The organism is uncultured Nitrospira sp. (assembly GCA_902500695.1).
In the GTDB taxonomy this organism is placed as follows: Bacteria; Nitrospirota; Nitrospiria; order Nitrospirales; family UBA8639; genus Nitrospira_E.
The window spans coordinates 18,481-37,056 of the sequence record CABVRQ010000018.1 but is presented as its reverse complement, the minus strand read 5'-3'; the positions used below and the strand labels follow the sequence as shown (position 1 = coordinate 37,056).

The following is an 18,576-nucleotide window of genomic DNA, read 5'->3' as shown; positions in this document are numbered from 1 at the left end:
CGCTGAAAATGATTCAGACGCCAAATCTAACACGACAGCCCAGACCTCTTTTAAAAATAAACTGAAGGAATCTCTTGATAAATTTATAGGCTAAACCAAACGGCTAAATATCTAGAAAGGTGAGAATCTAGGGTGCCAAGGTAGACTGGTGGGAAAGAGTAGGAATGGGTTCCCCAAAACCGGCGTCACGAAACCGTTTCCCCAGAGACTTATTTGTTGAATCGAGTTGCAGTGAATGAAGCCAGGCCTCCCGTGCCTTATTTCGCTCATCTTGTTTTAAGAAAATATCCCCCAAATGTTCATAAATTACAGGATCATCGGACACCAAAGAGACCGCTCTCTGAATCGTTTCCAGGGCTTCTTCAATACGCCCAAGTTTATAGAGTGCCCAGGCCAAACTGTCTACGTAATACCCATTATGCGGCTTTAAGGCAACGGCACGTTGCGTAAGCGCCAGGGCCTGTTCACCATTGATGCCACGATCGGCATAGCTATACCCCAAATAATTCAAGGCATCCGCATGCTCCGGATCCAACTCCAGAGTCTGCTTCATTTCACCAACCACTTTATCGAAAAGGTCTAATTTGTCATAGGCTGTGCCTAAATTAAAATGGAGCTCGGCATTTGAAGGGTCCTGGTGAATACCCTCCTCTAATCTGACCTTGGCCTTGTGATAATCTTCCATCTGAAAATAGGTCAGCCCTAATAATAAATACGGCTCTGGCCGTTTGGGATTGAGGTTAACGGCTTGATCCAAATAGGAAAGCGCTTCTTGGTTCCGTTTCAACCGATAGGACACAAAGCCTAAATGCAGAATACTATCGAAAAAAGTGGCGTCTATTTGGATATTAGTTCGATACGCTTGAATCGCGCGTTCATAATCCTTCATTTCCTCATATAACAATCCCAGAAAATCCCGAACGCGCAATTCGTTAGGTCTCACGCGCAAGATGGCATTCAACTCCTCGATGGCAGCAGGGAAATTTCCCATTTCACCATAGATCTGAGCCTTAAGAATCTGCGCATGTAAATCATCTGGATTTTGCTGGAGGAAAAAGTCCAAATGGTTCAAAGCCTTATCCGTGTTATGTTGGCCAATATACAGCCGAATGACACGCAACCGGAATTCTCGATGATGAGGATTAACCTCAATCAAATACCGCTCCAAAAGGTCAATAGCCTCCTGAGGTTCCTTTGCTTCTTCGGAAATGGTCACTAACTTCAGGTACGCCCTTTCCAAAGTGGGATGAAGAGCAATAGCTTCCTGGAAATGAGCCTTGGCTTCCTGTTTCGTTTTCGCCTCGAGAGCAATCACCCCCAAGTAATAATGCGCTTCAGCGGAGGCAGGCACATGAACTAATAAATCATGGAAGACCGCTTCAGCCTTTTGAAGCTCTTTGATATTTAACAGAAGAGTACCGTGAGAAATGTATATCCGTTCATCCTGAGGAAAGTGTCGCTCTCCTTCAGTCAAAATCTCCACGGCCCGTCCGGTATCCCCTCCCCCAGCAAAGATCTTTGCCAAATCGAAAAACATCGCCGCCTGAGAAATCTCCGACACAGGAATTTGTCTTGCTAAATCCATGGCTTCAGTCAGATGCGACATAGAGAAATGCAGTTTGGCAAGGCGAAATTTCAAAAACTTCGAATTCGCGTCAAATGCCAAACCCGCTTGATATTCCTCTAAAGCGGTTGAGGCATCATTATTCAACTCGGCAAGTGAACCACGAAGGAAGTGATAGTAGGCTTGGGGGTGGGAAGCTTCCCGCGTCATCATAGACGCTTCCTGTCCGTTCAGAGTAGGAGGTGGGGCTGTCCCGCAGGATACCACCAAAAGTGGAATTCCCCACAAAAGCGTCCTCAAACGACCCAACCATCTTGGAAATGTTCGTCTTTCTCGAACCTTCATAGTCATGACTTGTACACGTGTAGAGTTCATACACCGTCCCTCAATAACTCGTTATACTATACCAGCCTCTCGCATTCTCGTTAAGTCATTAAATTTGGCATACCGGTCATGAAATTGCAGATCCACTTCCCCAATGGGCCCATTCCGATGCTTTCTCACCAGGATTTCCGCAATGCCCTTGTCATCGGAATCAGGATTATAAACCTCATCTCGATAAATAAACATCACCACATCCGCATCCTGCTCAATCGCGCCTGATTCACGTAGGTCGGCAAGCATTGGCCTTTTGTCCGTCCGGTTTTCTACTGCCCGACTTAACTGTGAAAGAGCAATGACAGGAATATTTAATTCTTTTGCCAGTCCCTTTAAGGCGCGGGAAATATCCGAAATTTCCTGTTGCCTGGACTCAGAATTTCCCCGCCCTTCCATCAGTTGCAAATAATCAACGATCAAAAGGCTCAACCCATGTTCAGCCTTAAGGCGCCGCGCTTTTCCACGCATTTGCTGAACGGTCAAATTTCCGGAATCATCAATGAAGACTTTGGCCTGCTCAAGTCGGCCGGCCGCCTCAGTCAAGGCCACCCAATCATGCTTGGTCAACTGCCCGGTACGAAGAGCATGAGAATCGAGACGGGCTTGAGAACTCAGCATGCGTAACACGAGTTGCGCTCGAGACATTTCCAAACTAAAAATGCCGACCACAGCATTGGAGTGAAGCGAGGCATATTCGACCATCCCTAAGGCTAAGCTGGTCTTCCCCATACTCGGCCTACCCGCTACAATAATTAAATCGGATGGTTGGAGCCCTGCCAGCAAATTATCCAGGTCCGTAAACCCCGTCGGCACTCCGGTGATCCGCTCTTTTCGGCTATACAGCCGGTCCACAATTTCAACACTGTCTTTAATGATACTACTAACGGGCGCAAACGAGCCTCCCAAATGTCCCTGAGCCAATCGAAAAATTTCCCGTTCGGCAAACTCCAGAAGTTCATTCGTTCCCGTCGTCCCCTCATAACCCCGCATAACCACCTCGGTGGCGGTTCGAACGAGGCCGCGAAGCAAGGATTTATCCCGAACAATATTACTGTGATACCGAACATTGGCGGCACTGGGAACCACCTGCACAATTTCTGCAATATAGGAAGCGCCCCCTATCTGGTCGAGTTCGCCGGTGCCTCGCAAATAGTCTGTCAGGGTGATTTGATCAACCGGTTGATTCCGTTCTGACAAGGCTACCATGCCGCGATACACGACCCGGTTTCCCGTTCGATAAAAATCCTCCTCCGACAAGATTTCCATCGCTCGATTGAGCGCAGCATTATCAAGAAGAATCGCACCAAGAACGGATTGTTCCGCTTCTAGATTTTGAGGAGGAACTCGGACCTCTGGGGTTTCAGATATGGCCATGACTGAATGCTTGTAACCGTTGAGGAAGCTCTTGAACCGACATCCGGGTTTGCCGGGGTTTTTGAGAAGACGGGGTGAATTCTAATAAGAGCACCGATTGTAGGGCGGGAGTCTTTTCCTCAAAAATCATTGCACACGGCATCCCTCGACGCCGAGCAACCGAGTTGACCCATCTCAAAGCGGATTTTGGAGAACCTTCTATCAGTTCTTCAATCACACATATCCCGGCCCTCCGTAATTGTTGGGCAAGAGCAAAGGATGCCTGAGTTTGATGTGGAGAAGTAAAAATTCTCACAGGGTTCAATCCGTTGCCGCCCACCTTTCCTCCGCACTCCAAGGCGGAAAACACGCGGTCCAAATCCAACCCCAATCCAATGGCGGAAAGGTCTCGACCAAACCGCCCAATCAAATGATTGTAACGCCCCCCTCCACCGATTTCACTCCCGAACGTCGAGGTGAAGACATCAAATACGACACCATCGTAATAGTCAAAGCCACGGAATTCTCCAAGATCCAAAAGAATATGGTCCTGCACGCCGTTCGCTATCAATTGGCGATACACCTGCGCCAAACGTTGTAACGGCTTAAGCAATTGAGAATTTTTCCCGGCGATTCGCATTCCCCATTCCAGCACTTCGTCACGGCCAAAACGTTCGGGCACCTGCAATATGTCTTTTACCTTAGAACGAGGTAACCGTTCAGTCTCTAAAATCTTTTCCAGCTGAGGGAGGTCTTTATGGGCTGCCGCGATTTCTGCCTGCTTTCGCGCACTCAGAGGCAGACCTGATTGGGCCAACAGGGCCTTAAAAAATCCGACATGACCAAGAGAAATCTTCCATTCCGGCAACCCGATCCGCTCCAGAAGCCCCGCCAGTAACGTCACGACCTCGGCATCACTTTGAGGGGTATCAATGCCCATGAGTTCAAATCCGACCTGGAATACTTCGCGGTCACGTCCCCGATGTTCCGGTTCATACCGAAAAACCGTGGTCCGATAGGAAAACCGCAAGGGAAGAGTTTCTCCCCCAAGACCCATGGCCACCATTCTGGCAATCTGAGCCGTGGCGTCAGGGCGCAAGACCAGAATTCTTCCCGAAGCCGAATCCGAAAATTTATAGCATTTCTCTAAAATCTCAGGAGCCAAGCCCACGGCTAATACATCAAGATACTCAAAGGTAGGGAGAATAATTTCCTGATAGCCCCAGGTTGAACAATGAGCCAACAATTGATCTTCCAACCTCCGAACGCTTTGCGCCGTATGGGGAAGTAATGTAGCTGTCCCAATGGGGATAAGCGAACGGAGTGGTTTCATGAGGCGTATGGAAGAGAACCTGCCAACTCGAAAAGTTTGGCCAAGATAGTCTGCAGAAAGAAACCGTCAAGCTAGCTGAGATCAACCATGCGAACGGACAGAATATCTTTCTCTTTCTTGAGAAGATCCAACACGGCGGAAGCAAGTGGGGCATCCAGACCAATAATCAGCAGTGCCGATGCACCACGCTCGACTCTCGCACATTGCATTCGGGCAATGTTGACATCATGTTGGCCCAAAATCTGACCAACCATGCCAATCACCCCAGGCCGATCCACGTTATCGATCAAAATCATTTGGCCTTCCGAGACCACCTCAACCTGAAATTGATTGATTTCGACAAAACGCGGTTCTTGACGATGAAAGAGCGTTCCACCCAGGGAATACGTACGAGTACCAGCTTCGACTTTGATCCGGATTAAACTGGAGAAATCTCCGGCATCACTACTTTTCACTTCCTTCACTTCAATGCCACGTTCTTTTGCCACGATAGGGGCATTCACGTAATTAATGACATCTTCCAAAATAGGAGAGAGAAGGCCCTTTAATACCGCGACGGTCACTGGTGCCACGGTAAGCTGAGCCACTTCCCCAAAATACTCAACGGTGACGGATTTAATCCCTCCATCTAATAATTGGGCCTGAAATCGCCCCATACGCTCGCCCAAGACCAAATAGGGCTGCAGTTGGGGAAGTACTTCAGGTGCCACAGATGGAACGTTCACAGCCCCTCTGGCAATACCTCGCTTGAAATAATCAACAAATTGTTCAGCAATACCAATCGCCACATTCTCTTGAGCTTCCTCGGTAGAAGCACCGATATGAGGGGTGCAGATAAAGTTATCAAGAGCCATCAGAGGATGCTTGGGATCCACTGGCTCATTTTCAAACACATCAAAGGCCGCCGAGGCAACTTTCTGGGATTTCAGCGCTTCACATAAGTCCAGCTCATTAATAATACCGCCTCTGGCACAATTCACGATCATGACGCCATCTTTCATCTTTGCTATGGTCTCGGTGTTAATGAGGCCTCTCGTTTCATTGGTCAAGGGCGTATGAACCGATATCACATCAGAACGATGAAACAATTCATTCAACTCCACCACTTCAATCCCCATTTGTTTGGCCCGTTCCACAGCCAAATAGGGATCATAGCCAATTACATTCATGGACCATCCCTGAGCCAACTTTGCAACATACGACCCAATCTGGCCCAACCCTACCAACCCCAAGGTCTTATTATAGAGCTCCGTTCCCATGAACCTGGTTTTTTCCCACTTGCCTGACTTCATGGACATGGTCGCCTGGGGAATTTTTCGACTCATCGAAGCAATCATCGACATTGTGTGCTCCGCAGTTGTAATGGTATTTCCACCTGGGGTATTCATGACCACAATGCCACGGCGGGTAGCGGCCTCACTGTCCACATTATCCAAACCGGTTCCGGCACGTCCCACAATACGAAGACGAGTTCCTGCCTCAATCACGTCTTTAGTGACTTTGGTTGCGGACCGAACAACGAGACCTTCGTATTTGGGAATTTCTTGAAGCAATTCCTCTTTCGTGAGCTTGGTCTTGACATCCACAGAAAATCCCGCCCGCTCTAAGACCTCAACTCCTTTAGGGGAAAGGCTGTCACTCACTAAAATATTCATAGTATCTCCAATAGGGGAGGCCCCACTTTAATTCTCACGAAGAAATTTCGAGCACTCATGTTCTTCATAATGGGGCATCTCATTCACACACGGTGATCGCAAACATATCCGCACCATTACTTGGCGAGTCTTTTGTAACTGGTATTTTCGAAGAGACGTTAGGCTTTTCGTTTCTCGAAATCGGCCATAAAATCAATTAACGCATCAACCCCAGCTTCAGGCATCGCATTGTAAATACTGGCGCGCATCCCTCCAACCGAACGATGACCTTCGAGCGTGGTTAATCCTGCCTCTTTCGCCTCTGCAATAAACACTTTATCCAAATCCGGATTGGCCAAAATGAATGGGACGTTCATCCAGGAACGAGAGGGCTTTTCTACCGGATTGCGGTAAAATTTTGATCCATCAATCGCCGCATAAAGTTTATCGGCCTTCCGTTGATTGATGACACCCATCGCCGGGAGGCCGCCCTGCTTTTTTAACCATTTAAATACCAAACCGGCAATATACATTGCATAGGTTGGAGGTGTATTCAACATAGAATCGGCTTCCGCCTGTTTGGCATAATCGTACACGCTCGGAGTAATGGGCAACACGTCTCCAATGAGATCGTCCCGCACAATAACCAATGTCAAACCAGCGGGACCAATATTTTTTTGTGCGCCAGCATAGATGATTCCAAACCGACTGACATCAATTGCACGCGATAAAATTGTGGATGAAAAGTCGGCAACCAACGGCACCGCGCCGGTATCTGGCACCCAGTGAAATTCCACCCCACCGATCGTTTCATTGGGCGTGTAATGCACATAGGCAGCATCCTGACTTAATGCCCAGCGTTCAAACGGCGGAATACTGGTAAAGTTATCGCTTTCGGAAGATGCCGCAACATTAACGGCACAATATTTTTTTGCATCGCTTACGGCTTTTTTGCCCCACGCACCAGTCAGAATGTAATCAGCTTTATTTTTCCCACGTAAGATGTTCATGGGAATAGTTGCAAATTGTGTGGAAGCTCCGCCTTGCAAAAAGAGCACTTTATAATTAGCAGGGACTCCTAATAAATCGCGGACATCTTGCTCGGCCTCTGCAGCTACCGAGACAAACTCTTTCCCACGATGGCTCATTTCCATGATTGATGCACCGGAACCATGCCAATCCGGCAATTCGGCCTGAGCCTGTTTTAACACCTCTTCCGGCAAGATTGCCGGCCCCGCACTGAAGTTATATAACCGCGACATTATCAGACTCATCCTCCATGCCTAAACTGGCGCCACACAAGAATTACCGGCTTCACCAGCGTGAAAAAGAAGGTACGCTAGCACAGGGTCCCAGACCAGTCAAGAAGAGCACGGAACCTTGTTATTCCAATTTTGGATACCCTACAATGACCCGCGATTGGAGAACGCTTTCATACCAGATTAAGAAGGTTGGAGAATAACTTGGGAACACAAACAGGGCTGAGATTGGAACAGCGCGGGGATGGAAATTACTATAGAGTCATCCTCCATATCGGCAGTACTTTGGTCCCTATTAGTGATGACATTGTTGAGGAATTGCGAACGCATATCGCGCTCACGCCTGATCAATTTTTCCCAATATTCGTCAACAAGGTGGGGTACTCTTCCTACTTACAAGAACAGATACGAAGGGAAGTACAAAACACCGGGGACCTCACCCCTCAAATGTCAGTCATTCAACAGTTCTTTCGGCAGGAGTAGCCTCACATCCCTACCAACCAGAATATCCTCTACCAATTGGCCACTACTTCAATCTGCCCTATCCAAGCAATTTATCCATAAAATTGAGAATTCGCATCTTCCGGTCCGGATCTTTCTCTAAAGACAGGGCCCGTTGATAATGCTGCACTGCCAGTTCCGGCTTATTTTTTTCATCATAAATCCGGCCAACCCCAAAAGTGGCTTGCGCATCATTAGGATTTGCTTTGAGCGCCCGGCTGAAATAATCCATCGCAAAATTGTCCTGTCCCTTATCATATAAAAACCATCCGATCGCGGTCGCAGCTGGAGCAAAATTCGGTTCCAGCCGAAGAGCTTCTTCATATTGTCGTTTGGCTAAATCCAATCGTCCCCTGTTTTCATAAACACCTCCCAAGGCAAAATGGACCTCAGCATCATTGGGAATAATCTCCAGTGCTCTTTTATATTCTTCAATTGCCAATTCCAACTTACCTTGCTCGGCTAGCGCACATGCGAGATTAGTATGCCCAAATGGTTCATCAGGACGAAGCTTCAAAACCTCACGGTATTGGGGTATAGCCATTTCCAACTGCCCCTGGTCCTGGTAAGCCACCCCAAGCTTTAGGCGAGCCGCCACATAGGAAGGGTCTCGCTTAATCGCTTCGCGGTAAGCTTTGACAGCTTGATCGGTACGGTCTTTGACCTGATAAATCTGCGCAAGGAAAAAGTACGGATAGGGAGAATGTGGGGCCAAAGCTCCGACTCGTTCATAGCTGACCACCGCATCCTCCAATCGGCCGGATTGGGTATGAAACACGCCTTCAAATAATAAGAAATTTGGATCATCCGATCGTTCACTCAGTAAGCGCGCCATCCACTCCTTAAGTAATTGCACATCGGCCTCTTCTCCAAAAGCCCGAGGATAGACCTGCCACGCTTCGGCAAAATCCCCCCGCAACATGCACACGACATTCAACGCAAAATACGGCATAGGCCCGCACTCAGCGTGTTCCGACCACCGTCGTGCCTCTGCGTAGACGACATCCCATTTACCTTGACCAATGGCGTCATTGATCACACGCTCATAATCCACACTCATGCCCACATCCTTTGTCGAGTTCAATACTGCCCGAACACTATCGCGTCAGCGAATCTTCAATATCAGGCGACGTCGCCTCCATGAGACTTCCCAGATAGGGATGTCGCTCAAGCATCTTTTGCTTCATAAGCCAGGCCACAGTTCGGTACGACCAATGGCCCTTTACCCCGGACCGCAATTTGGCAATATACTCAACTTCCGCAAAATCCATTTTAAACAAACACCGAACACGAAACCCAAAGGGAATGGCATAGAGGGCTGCCTCCTGATTGCCGACACGCAACCGTTCAATATCCGATCGCACGGCATCCATGGCCTGCCGATACTCTCTTTCCACTCCAGCGTCGGCCAAAACCGACGGCACCTCATACCCATGAATCGTCGTAAAATTCTGCTGAATTTGCTGGCAACGTCGGTGCCGGTGCATATCCCGCCACCCACCGATATCCATCAGAATATCAAAAACAAATGCATACCCTGATCGAAATTCCTTTATTAAGTCGTCATGAGGACCACGACCACGAAGCGCGGCATCGACCACTTCCTGCTTCTCTTTCTCTGACCACTGCTGTACCCATTCAAGGAGTAACCGATAAGGGGCATGACTCACTCGGTACACCAGCGTCGTCACTAATTCATCCAACGGCGCATGCGGTTCCAGTAAATCAACCGGCTGATCCTTGCCTTTCCACGCTTGCGGATCATCATAGCCGGCCGTCTTCAGTCGCCCTTTCACCTGGCGAAACACGTCCCTGTAGACCGAACCCTGATACTCGTTGGCCCCCGCATATCGGGCTAAGGTCGGCGCCAAGGGCTCTAACCCTTTGGTCTCTTCTTGATGCAACTCGGCCCACAGTGTTGAGGGTGACTTGGCACACGCATTCTTCAGATCTTCACCAATCCCCTGCAATTCCGGTAATTGAGCAGACAGCAATCGCGTGATTTGCTTTTCCAATGTACGAATACTGACCACCTGCCCAACATTCGTCATGGCCGCCAGTGGAAGCAGATAGCGAATGACATCATAGGTCCGAGCACCGATGGTCCGAGCATAATCTGCAGGTTTCATCGTCTCCGGCCTGGGATATCGCTTACCCAGATGGGCTTGGATCGGATCTTTCAACAACCGATAAATGTTATAGAGACTTCCAAGGATACCGCGATATTCGCCTTCTATTTCGCTATTGGCAATCTCGTTGGGCACGTAACACCCGGCTGCGGCAAAGTTTTGATAGCGGCTGGACTTGGCCTGTCCATCCCATAGCGGTTCATCCTCAAGACGGATCGCCGCCAGCTCGGAAATCTGTTCGAAACACACCGTCGCGTGACCCAAATCGGCAATCGAGCCATGCCCATAAGCAAAATAAAACTGCTCCCAAAAATTTCCGGAAGAATGAGAATGGACCCATCGTAGACTATCCTCAATAGAATCGGGCGAACGGCTATATCGAGCCAAAGCATACGCAGATTTTTCCGGCGGCATCGGCGCGAGAGCAATCACTTTTCGATTTCGTTGTTCGTCACTCATCAACTCAACCCTTCCAATCTCCTCACGAAGAAGACACACTCGAAACAGAAGAAGGGGACACTATAGTCAGACAGAAGTGACATCTCAAGTCAGGCACGATCTCTACGCCAGGCATACTCCAAATACCTTGAAAGTGACTGACACCTACACTACACTCCCCGGGATCTTCAGGGAATAATTCTATCTTCAATGAATATCTCCGATCGACAATCGATACATGGCCAATGGTCCTCCCGATGGACCTTTATCCTCGCGGCCACGGGTGCGGCCGTGGGCCTGGGCAATATCTGGAAATTCCCCTACCTCACGGGACAAAACGGAGGTAGTGCGTTTGTTCTGGTGTATATCCTCTGCGTGGCAGCCCTGGGGATTCCCTTGATGATGGCCGAAATTTTGTTGGGCCGTAGAGGACGCTCCACACCAATTCGTTCCATGCAAATCTTGGCTGAAGAAACCAACACCACTCAATCGTGGCAGATTGTTGGATGGTCCGGCACTCTGGCAGGCATGCTTATTCTTTCCTATTACAGTGTCATCGGCGGCTGGACCCTAGCATACATCTTCAAATCCGCAGGGGGAACGTTTACTGGCGCCAGCGGTCAATTTGCGGCCGAGACCTTCAGCACTTTTGTGGGGAGCGGGACTACCCTCTTCATTTGGCACACAATTTTTATGGTTTTAACCATGGGCGTCGTGGCAGGTGGCGTCAAAGGCGGTTTGGAACGAGCGATTCAATTTCTCATGCCAACGCTTTTCATTCTTTTGCTGCTCATGGTCGCCTACAGCATGACCACGGGGTTTTTTGGCAAAGGTCTGGAATTTCTTTTTACCCCGGACTTCAGCAAATTGACCGGCGCAAGCATGCTAACGGCCATGGGACAAGCCTTCTTTAGTCTCAGTCTCGGCATGGGCACCATCATGATCTACGGCTCGTATGTCCCCAAGGACACTTCAATTGCCTCCACCTCCATTATCATTGGCCTCGCCGACACCCTCGTCGCCTTATTAGCCGGCATGGCCATTTTTCCAATCGTATTTGCAAACAATATGGAACCCGACTCCGGTCCAGGTCTCATTTTCCAAACACTGCCCGTCGCGTTTGGCAACATGCCGGGCGGCCTCGCCTTCGGTTCGCTCTTTTTCATTCTCCTGCTTGTGGCCGCCTGGACGTCGTCAATTTCATTGATCGAACCCCTGGTCACATGGCTCATTGAAACCTTTGGATTATCCCGAATCAAGGCTTCCCTCTATTCAGGGGTAGCCACTTGGCTGTTTGGACTGGGAACAGTCTGGTCATTCAACTGGTGGGCAGAAATCACATTCTTCGGACTAACCTTCTTTGACCTGTTAGATTTTGTGACATCCAATCTCATGCTTCCCCTGGGTGGGATTCTCATTGCCCTCTTTGCCGGGTGGCTCATGAAGGCCGAAAGCACCAAATCCGAACTCAACATTCATAATCCCAGCCTCTACTTTGCCTGGCAGACCCTCGTACGTTACATCGCCCCGGTTGCTGTGTTTATTGTCCTTCTCAACGCCATCGGCATTCTATAGCCATAGAACGACAACTTTGCCTAATCCATTCGCGCACGCATAAGGTACGCATCCTGATTTTTGGCGAATATCTTTCAAGAATTCGGGAAACTCAACCGACAAGACCCTCAGGAGAGGAGAATCCCCATGAGTGAAATTTCTGCATTAGCTGCCGCCAACTTCCTCAACCGAGCTGCGCTTCCTCTTATCCAAGCCGCCACGATACCCCAAGGCAATCCGTCATCATCTTCTTCAACCCAGGACACGGTATCGCTGTCCTCGGAAGCTAAAACACTTCACGCTCTGCACAAGTAGCCTCAAATTGAACGCGCCTAGGGTACCTGAAATCTTCAGGCCAGGGACGACTAGAACCTTTAGGTTCCCCCCTTAGAACTCTCCTTACTTCTTGATTAATTATTTAGATGAATTCATTCCAGCAAGCTTAAGGCCAATTTCAGTTCAGGAAGAATGGCTATCTCCTTGAAGTGAAGCCGGGTCGACCCACTCCCTCCAGCGGGCGGCCACACCCGTAATCCCCCTGGCGGGTTTAGACAGTCAGTAACCCACAGCATTGCACGTTCATAATCCCTACCCTTAAAGCCTCGAGACCACCAACCAACCCCCGGAATCAATCTGGATCGCTGCTCTCTGTGCGTCCGCGCGATCATTCAGAAGATGTCGCTGGAAGCCGTTTGAGTTTCATAAATTTCTTTTGCCGTAAACCCTCACAGCTTGGTTGCGCTGTAGAAAATGGAATTCTTGTGGTTAGAGGGAAGAACCAGATTTTGTGAGGTTGAGGAAAATCTCTGGACGAATTCGATCAGCGTCATGTCTTATGAGATGGGGTGGACTGATCAGACTGGGTTGATTGACCCATGGGGAAGGCTTGCTCTGAAAGATGAGCCAGTTGATTCGCCCGGTTGATGAGTTTATCTAACTCGCGAACCGCAAGCGACAGTCGCTTGAGGGGATCCTCCCCAACTTTCTTGGAGGGATTATTCAGATGTAGGGGAGAAGATTCCATTTTCTGCGACCTCAATAGTCTAAAGATTGTAACCCTTTAGATTAAAAAGTTCATTGAATTGTTGGTTCCATTTATGAGAAATTCCTGCTCATTAATGGAGTTTCACGAACACCATCATGAGAAGATGACGAAACCTGACCTCAAATAATGTCCAATTTGTAAATCCTCGACCATATTCATGTGTATACATCCTGTGCAACCGAAAGGAAATTCATGTTTAAAGGTTTAAAAAGGGAACACTGCTTTATAGGTGTGACTGGTATGATATGCATTCTCCTTATGGTCGGAACAACTTGGGGGTCAGATATTGATGCGAGAAATCGTGTGACCAAGGGCACCCTCGAATTCGGATTTCTCACCGGGTATTGGCAAGGGAATAATGCCTTTAGCAACGAGCCGTCGGCCAATCGCAGTGCCGTCTACTTTCTACCTCAATTGGGTCTGGTGTTGACGGATGAGATTGGTTCAGGTTGGACATCGGGTAATGTCGAACTGTTAATTGAACCGTTGGCTGCGCACTATTATGAACCATTTAGCGCCTCGGCGTTCGGAGGCTCGCTAGTGGTGAAATATAATTTCCTCAATTTTGGACGTTGGATGCCATTTTGGGATGGCGGAGCAGGCATGTTGTGGACGGATCTGGGACCCCGGATTCCCGAACAAAGCACGCAATTTAATTTCGTCCTCCAAACGGGTCCGGGCGTGTCGTATTTTGTGACGGAGAACATGGCGGTGACCTTTGGTGTTCGCTTCCATCATATTTCAAACGCAGGGATTGGCGAACGGAATATTGGGTTGAACGGCTGCCTTTTCAATGTCGGGGTTTCCTTTTTTACACCGTGACATGTTGGTGTTCAAGAATCTGCAATGGTTAGGGGCCAGGCTAATCATGCACCCAACTCGGGAAAATTCCGGATCAATCCTTCCCATGTTCGTCTCTTCTAAACGAGTCCAACATTTTTGACTACACGAAGGGGAAAGTGTGAGGAGGAATGTGGAAAACGGGAGGCAACTTTATAGTCGGAAAGGATGCATCTATGATGGGTCTCCCTAGCCTCTCCCCATCGAGGATTTGAACAACCAGGGTTTTCAGAGCAGTTTTGTGGGAAGCGGATTCGGCCATTCTTCATGGGCGAATTGAGAGTTCTGACCAGGAAACGATCTTGGAATAGCTGCTTACCGAACGAACATCCTGTCGTCGGCCACTGCCACATTAGACCTACAGATTTAGGTGCTGCCGGGGAACTGTGTCGAAGACAGGCTCAGCCCATCCATGAGCCAGACAGCCACCTGTCCTGTACTGCGATTATGCCAGATCACGTCGGCCTTCCCATCTCCATTTGCGTCACCCACCTGCGCAATACGCCACCCCGAGGGCATACCCGCCAGGAAGCCCGACATTTCAATGGCCGCTCCGTTCATCAACCAGATCCCCACCTTCCCGGTACGGGTATTACGCCAGACCATATCGGTCGTCCCATCGCCGTTCAAATCACCAAAGCCCGCTTTCTCCCATTCCGGCGCCGTCCCTCCGAGGAATCCCACTGAGGCGATCGTCGACTCATCCATCATCCAGACGGCTGATACCCCGCCGGTATGGCGCCAAATGATGTCCGCCAGACCATCCGCATTCATATCACCTATCCCAACGATCTGCCACGCTAATGGCACGCCGGGCAGGGAACGGAATCGGCTAATTGAGGTCCCATCCATGAGCCAAACCGCAACAGCTCCGTTATCCTTGTTGTGCCAGATGAGATCGGCACTTCCATTGCCGTCCATATCGGCTACTCCCTTAATCACCCAATCCAAGGAAGCGCTCCCAGGGAAACTGGCTGACGTGATCGTCAACCCGTTCAAAAACCAGACAGCAACCGCACCATTGAGAGTATTGCGCCAGACAATATCAGCCTTGCCGTCATTATTCACATCACCCACTCCAACGATCTGCCAATCGGATGAAACCCCGCCCAGGAATCCGGACGAACCAAGCAGACCGCCATTCATGAACCACACCGCCACCTCACCTGTTCTCACATTCCGCCAGACAATATCCGCCTTGCCATCTCCATTGATATCGGAACTAACAGGGGCACGGGGAACCGGTTCCTCCGAAGGAGGCTGTAGGCCGAGGAATACCCCAGATTCTGAGGTGAAGCTTACCCCCTTTGGCAGGATCAATCTGATCGTCGCACTTGGATCGCTGACATCGATGAGGTTATTCATCTCCACTCTGGCCGACAAAAACGCCTCAATGGGCAGGTCCTGCCCATCAACAACGGTGACCGTCACCTCCAACACCTTTGGCTCCGGTAAAGGAAGGCCGAGGGCCTGATCACTCACATCTCCCAAACGAATGATCGCATTGGTAAAGCAATTGGACGACAAATCCTGACAGGAAGGAAACCCATCGACTCTCATAGAAAATCTGATGTTCGCAACGGACACGCCTGAATCCAGCTTAAACGTCAACCGGTCATTGATTTGAATGGAGGCCAATCCCATTCCCTCCTGTGAGCTTTGATCGGGAGTCGTCGAGGTCACTTTGAGCGCGAGTGTTCCGGTGGCTAAGTTGGCTGTGGCATAAGCAGAGCCGGCTTCACCATCAGGTCCGATCACCGGACCCGTGTCTAATTTGATTTCAGTACGTCCATTTTCCTCGGTAACTGAATCTCCCCCAATCGGCCCCGAAACACCAATCTCGATTTTATAGGCGAGGCCTTGGGACGGAACAGACAGGCAAACCATTCCCAGCAGAATGAGGGCCATCATGGTCCGAGTCAGACCGGGTAAGTAGGGTATTACGTGCTTCGACATCAATTGATTTGACATAAGTGATTACATGAGCAAGGTTGACTACCCTTATCGGATAGACCCCTCCATTCTTAAAATTTAAACACCACATTTCCGATTCTCCCTCCTTCACTATTTTATAATTCTGCTACCAGACTCCTTAAAAACGCTGGGAATTCTCCTTCGCATGGAACACCAATAGAGACATTTTTTTATTATTTCCGAAAGGCCATTTCCCTATGCGGTGATCGAATTCAAGAATCACCAATAGGAGACGATCGTCCTCTAACCTCAGCCCTCTCTTCTACAAAACCTCAACCAAAAGTTATGGAAATTCCGGATTGAAAACAGGAGGGATCCGAATTCTGTTTGTTTCTTCGAGCGAAAGAAGGGTCAGGTTTTGGTTAAAATGGGTAGGACGTTATCCTAATCGGAAGGGTTTTATCCCGATGCAGAGCGCATGAACCAGACGAAAACGTTTTTATCAATTATCAGGAGGAGGAAGGCCAAACCATTCAGGCAGAAGGGGAAACCCAACACCGCAGTGGAAACAAGGGATAAGTCATGAAAAACTCAATGAGGAACATAGGTTGATCTAACACAGAAGATCAAGGAGAGACCCTCCTTATTTTCAGAGACAGGTCTCTTCCCTATTCTCAAGAGAACTAGATGGGGCAACGGAGCCTGCAGCCAGCCCTGCTTCATTTCCGGCATGACCCCACATTGCACATGATTCTTCCCCCCCTAATGCCTTAACGTTTCCACAGGAAAAGTGAGAAAAGCCTTTCCATGATAAAAGCCTCACATCCGAAGATGTGAGGCTTTCATAAAGAGACAGGATATCCTACCGCTTAAACCTGAGGTTTCGCCTTTTATTGAAACTACCGGACTGACAGCCCGGGTTGCTCTGAGTTTAATAAAACAACTTTCCCCTGCAGAGCTACAATGAAACCATCACTCCCATCATTGTCTTGAAGGTTTGGCTTTAAACATCAATCGATGCCACATCACGAGATCATCCCTATTGAATTTCCCAGTCAGTGGAGGTGCCGCGCGGGAATTTGGTATCCATGACGTCTTTCCCGTTCATTAACCACAGCGCCACCGCGCCACTAGACCGATTCTGCCAAATGACGTCATCCTGCCCATCCGCATTCACATCACCTAATCCCGTGATCTGCCAGTCCAGGGGCACTCCACCAGGAAATCCGACAAAGGCCACTTTGAGCCCGTTCATAATCCAGATGGCCACCGACCCATTAAGCTTATTGTGCCAGACGATATCGGCAGTTCCATTGCCATCCACATCACCGATTTCCTTGATGACATAACTGAGTGGCGCACTCCCTGGAAATCCAGTCGACGTGTGGGTCAAGCCGTCCATTAACCACACCGCCACTGACCCGGTCGTCGTATTTCGCCAAATCACATCGGCTCTTTCATCGGCATTCACATCACCGACACCGGCGATTTCCCATTGCACAGGCGCACTGCCGGGGAAGCCCGAACGGGCAATGGTCGACCCACTCATAAGCCAGATCGCCAATGCCCCGTTGACCTTATTGTGCCAGACGATATCGGCAGTTCCATTGCCATCCACATCGCCGATTCCCTTGATGACATAATTGAGAGACGCACTCCCCGGAAATCCAGTCGACGTGTGAGTCAAACCCTTCATGAACCAAATCGCGACCGCCCCGGTCGTCGTATTTCGCCAAATCACATCGGCCTGGCCATCCGCATTCACATCGCCCATCCCCATAATCTGCCAATTGGATGAAACTCCACCCAACACACCGGTAGTGGTCACCGCAGCATCCTTCATGAGCCAGCCCACCACAACCCCATTGAGGCTATTTCGCCAAAGCAGATCTGCCGTTCCATCAGCGTTCAAATCGTTGGATAATCTTCTTTCACCGGCATTATTCGCAGTAATGGTCAGATCTGAACTTGGGAAGAATTCCCCGTCGGTAGCGGTCAACCGCAAGACATACGTGCCGGCTAGGCTGAAACTGGCCGTGGTACTCAGCGCCGACTCATTAGCAAAGTTCACCGTTCCCGGACCACTCACTTTACTCCACTTGCTGGTCACGGTCCCCGGCGTGACCGGAAGCCCATCATCAGTCACCGTGCCATTCAGTGCAGCCGTATTCGGTAACGCTATTGTAATTGAAGGCCCCGCATTCACCGACGGCGGTTGATTCCCGGGATTCTGGGTAAACGTGGCCGTCACCGCCTTCGCCGCCGTCATACTCACCGTACAGGTGCCCGTGCCGGTACCATCACACCCGCTCCCGCTCCAGCCCGCAAACGTCGAGCCTCCCGCCGCCACCGCCGTTAACGTCACCGACGTCCCATCGGCGTAGCCCTCGGTACAGTCGTTCCCGCAAGCGATGCCACCGGGCACACTGGTCACCGTCCCATTGCCCGCCCCGGCTTTCGTCACCGTCAGGGTCTGTTGCACGGGAGTAAACGTGGCGGTCACGGTCCTCCCTGCCGTCATACTCACCGTACAGGTGCCCGTGCCCGTACACCCGCTGCCACTCCAACCCCCAAAGGTCGAGCCTGCCGCCGCCACCGCCGTCAGCGTCACCGACGTCCCATTGGCATAGCCCT

At 49.8% G+C, this 18,576-nt stretch carries 14 protein-coding genes; 4 read left to right on the top strand and 10 right to left on the bottom strand.

Going from position 1 to position 18,576, the window contains the following annotated elements; translation table 11 throughout:
- Positions 1-127: 127 nt before the first annotated feature.
- From AAH187_RS06790 to serC, 5 genes are all read right to left on the bottom strand, one after another.
- Positions 128-1,777, bottom strand: a complete 1,650-nt coding sequence (locus tag AAH187_RS06790; RefSeq protein WP_342347687.1) for a tetratricopeptide repeat protein — start codon at positions 1,775-1,777, stop codon at positions 128-130.
- A 183-nt stretch (positions 1,778-1,960) separates the two neighbouring features.
- Positions 1,961-3,316 carry a replicative DNA helicase gene (gene dnaB / locus AAH187_RS06785; RefSeq protein WP_342347686.1) on the bottom strand — a complete coding sequence of 452 codons (1,356 nt, stop codon included), beginning with the start codon at positions 3,314-3,316 and terminating at the stop codon, positions 1,961-1,963.
- Entirely contained in the window at positions 3,303-4,628 is a 1,326-nt protein-coding gene (gene hisZ, locus AAH187_RS06780) for an ATP phosphoribosyltransferase regulatory subunit (protein WP_342347685.1), read from the bottom strand. Before hisZ ends, dnaB begins: the two co-directional genes overlap by 14 nt.
- A 71-nt stretch (positions 4,629-4,699) precedes the next feature.
- The gene (serA, locus tag AAH187_RS06775; RefSeq protein WP_342347684.1) at positions 4,700-6,283 is read right to left on the bottom strand and encodes a phosphoglycerate dehydrogenase; all 1,584 of its coding nucleotides are present in this window, start codon (positions 6,281-6,283) and stop codon (positions 4,700-4,702) included.
- Positions 6,284-6,441: 158 nt separating this feature from the next.
- Positions 6,442-7,524 carry a 3-phosphoserine/phosphohydroxythreonine transaminase gene (serC, locus tag AAH187_RS06770; protein WP_342347683.1) on the bottom strand — a complete coding sequence of 361 codons (1,083 nt, stop codon included), beginning with the start codon at positions 7,522-7,524 and terminating at the stop codon, positions 6,442-6,444.
- Positions 7,525-7,725: 201 nt separating this feature from the next.
- On the opposite strand from serC, the gene AAH187_RS06765 reads away from it, so the two are divergent.
- Positions 7,726-8,004 carry a hypothetical protein gene (locus AAH187_RS06765; RefSeq protein ID WP_342347682.1) on the top strand — a complete coding sequence of 93 codons (279 nt, stop codon included), beginning with the start codon at positions 7,726-7,728 and terminating at the stop codon, positions 8,002-8,004.
- A gap of 58 nt (positions 8,005-8,062) precedes the next feature.
- Here the strand turns inward: AAH187_RS06765 and AAH187_RS06760 are convergent, their stop codons facing one another.
- Complete coding sequence (locus tag AAH187_RS06760) at positions 8,063-9,082, bottom strand: tetratricopeptide repeat protein (protein ID WP_342347681.1); 1,020 nt, start codon at positions 9,080-9,082, stop codon at positions 8,063-8,065.
- Positions 9,083-9,119: 37 nt separating this feature from the next.
- A complete protein-coding gene (locus AAH187_RS06755; protein WP_342347680.1) occupies positions 9,120-10,610 on the bottom strand; it encodes an FAD-dependent thymidylate synthase in 1,491 nt (496 codons plus the stop codon).
- Between the two features lie 189 nt (positions 10,611-10,799).
- Between AAH187_RS06755 and AAH187_RS06750 the strand changes: the two genes are divergently transcribed.
- Both AAH187_RS06750 and AAH187_RS06745 read left to right on the top strand, forming a co-directional pair.
- Positions 10,800-12,164, top strand: coding sequence for a sodium-dependent transporter (locus AAH187_RS06750; protein WP_342347679.1), 1,365 nt, complete (start codon positions 10,800-10,802; stop codon positions 12,162-12,164).
- Between the two features lie 126 nt (positions 12,165-12,290).
- Positions 12,291-12,458, top strand: coding sequence for a hypothetical protein (locus AAH187_RS06745; protein WP_342347678.1), 168 nt, complete (start codon positions 12,291-12,293; stop codon positions 12,456-12,458).
- A gap of 511 nt (positions 12,459-12,969) precedes the next feature.
- On the opposite strand, the gene AAH187_RS06740 is transcribed toward AAH187_RS06745, so the two are convergent.
- Positions 12,970-13,167, bottom strand: coding sequence for a hypothetical protein (locus tag AAH187_RS06740; protein ID WP_342347677.1), 198 nt, complete (start codon positions 13,165-13,167; stop codon positions 12,970-12,972).
- 261 nt (positions 13,168-13,428) lie between these two features.
- Between AAH187_RS06740 and AAH187_RS06735 the strand changes: the two genes are divergently transcribed.
- Complete coding sequence (locus tag AAH187_RS06735) at positions 13,429-14,010, top strand: acyloxyacyl hydrolase (RefSeq protein WP_342347676.1); 582 nt, start codon at positions 13,429-13,431, stop codon at positions 14,008-14,010.
- Between the two features lie 384 nt (positions 14,011-14,394).
- Here the strand turns inward: AAH187_RS06735 and AAH187_RS06730 are convergent, their stop codons facing one another.
- Both AAH187_RS06730 and AAH187_RS06725 read right to left on the bottom strand, forming a co-directional pair.
- On the bottom strand, positions 14,395-15,984 hold the full coding sequence (locus tag AAH187_RS06730; RefSeq protein WP_342347675.1) for a VCBS repeat-containing protein: 1,590 nt from the start codon (positions 15,982-15,984) through the stop codon (positions 14,395-14,397).
- A gap of 997 nt (positions 15,985-16,981) precedes the next feature.
- The coding region (locus AAH187_RS06725; RefSeq protein ID WP_342347674.1) for a hypothetical protein at positions 16,982-18,576 on the bottom strand (1,595 nt) is incomplete at its 5' end.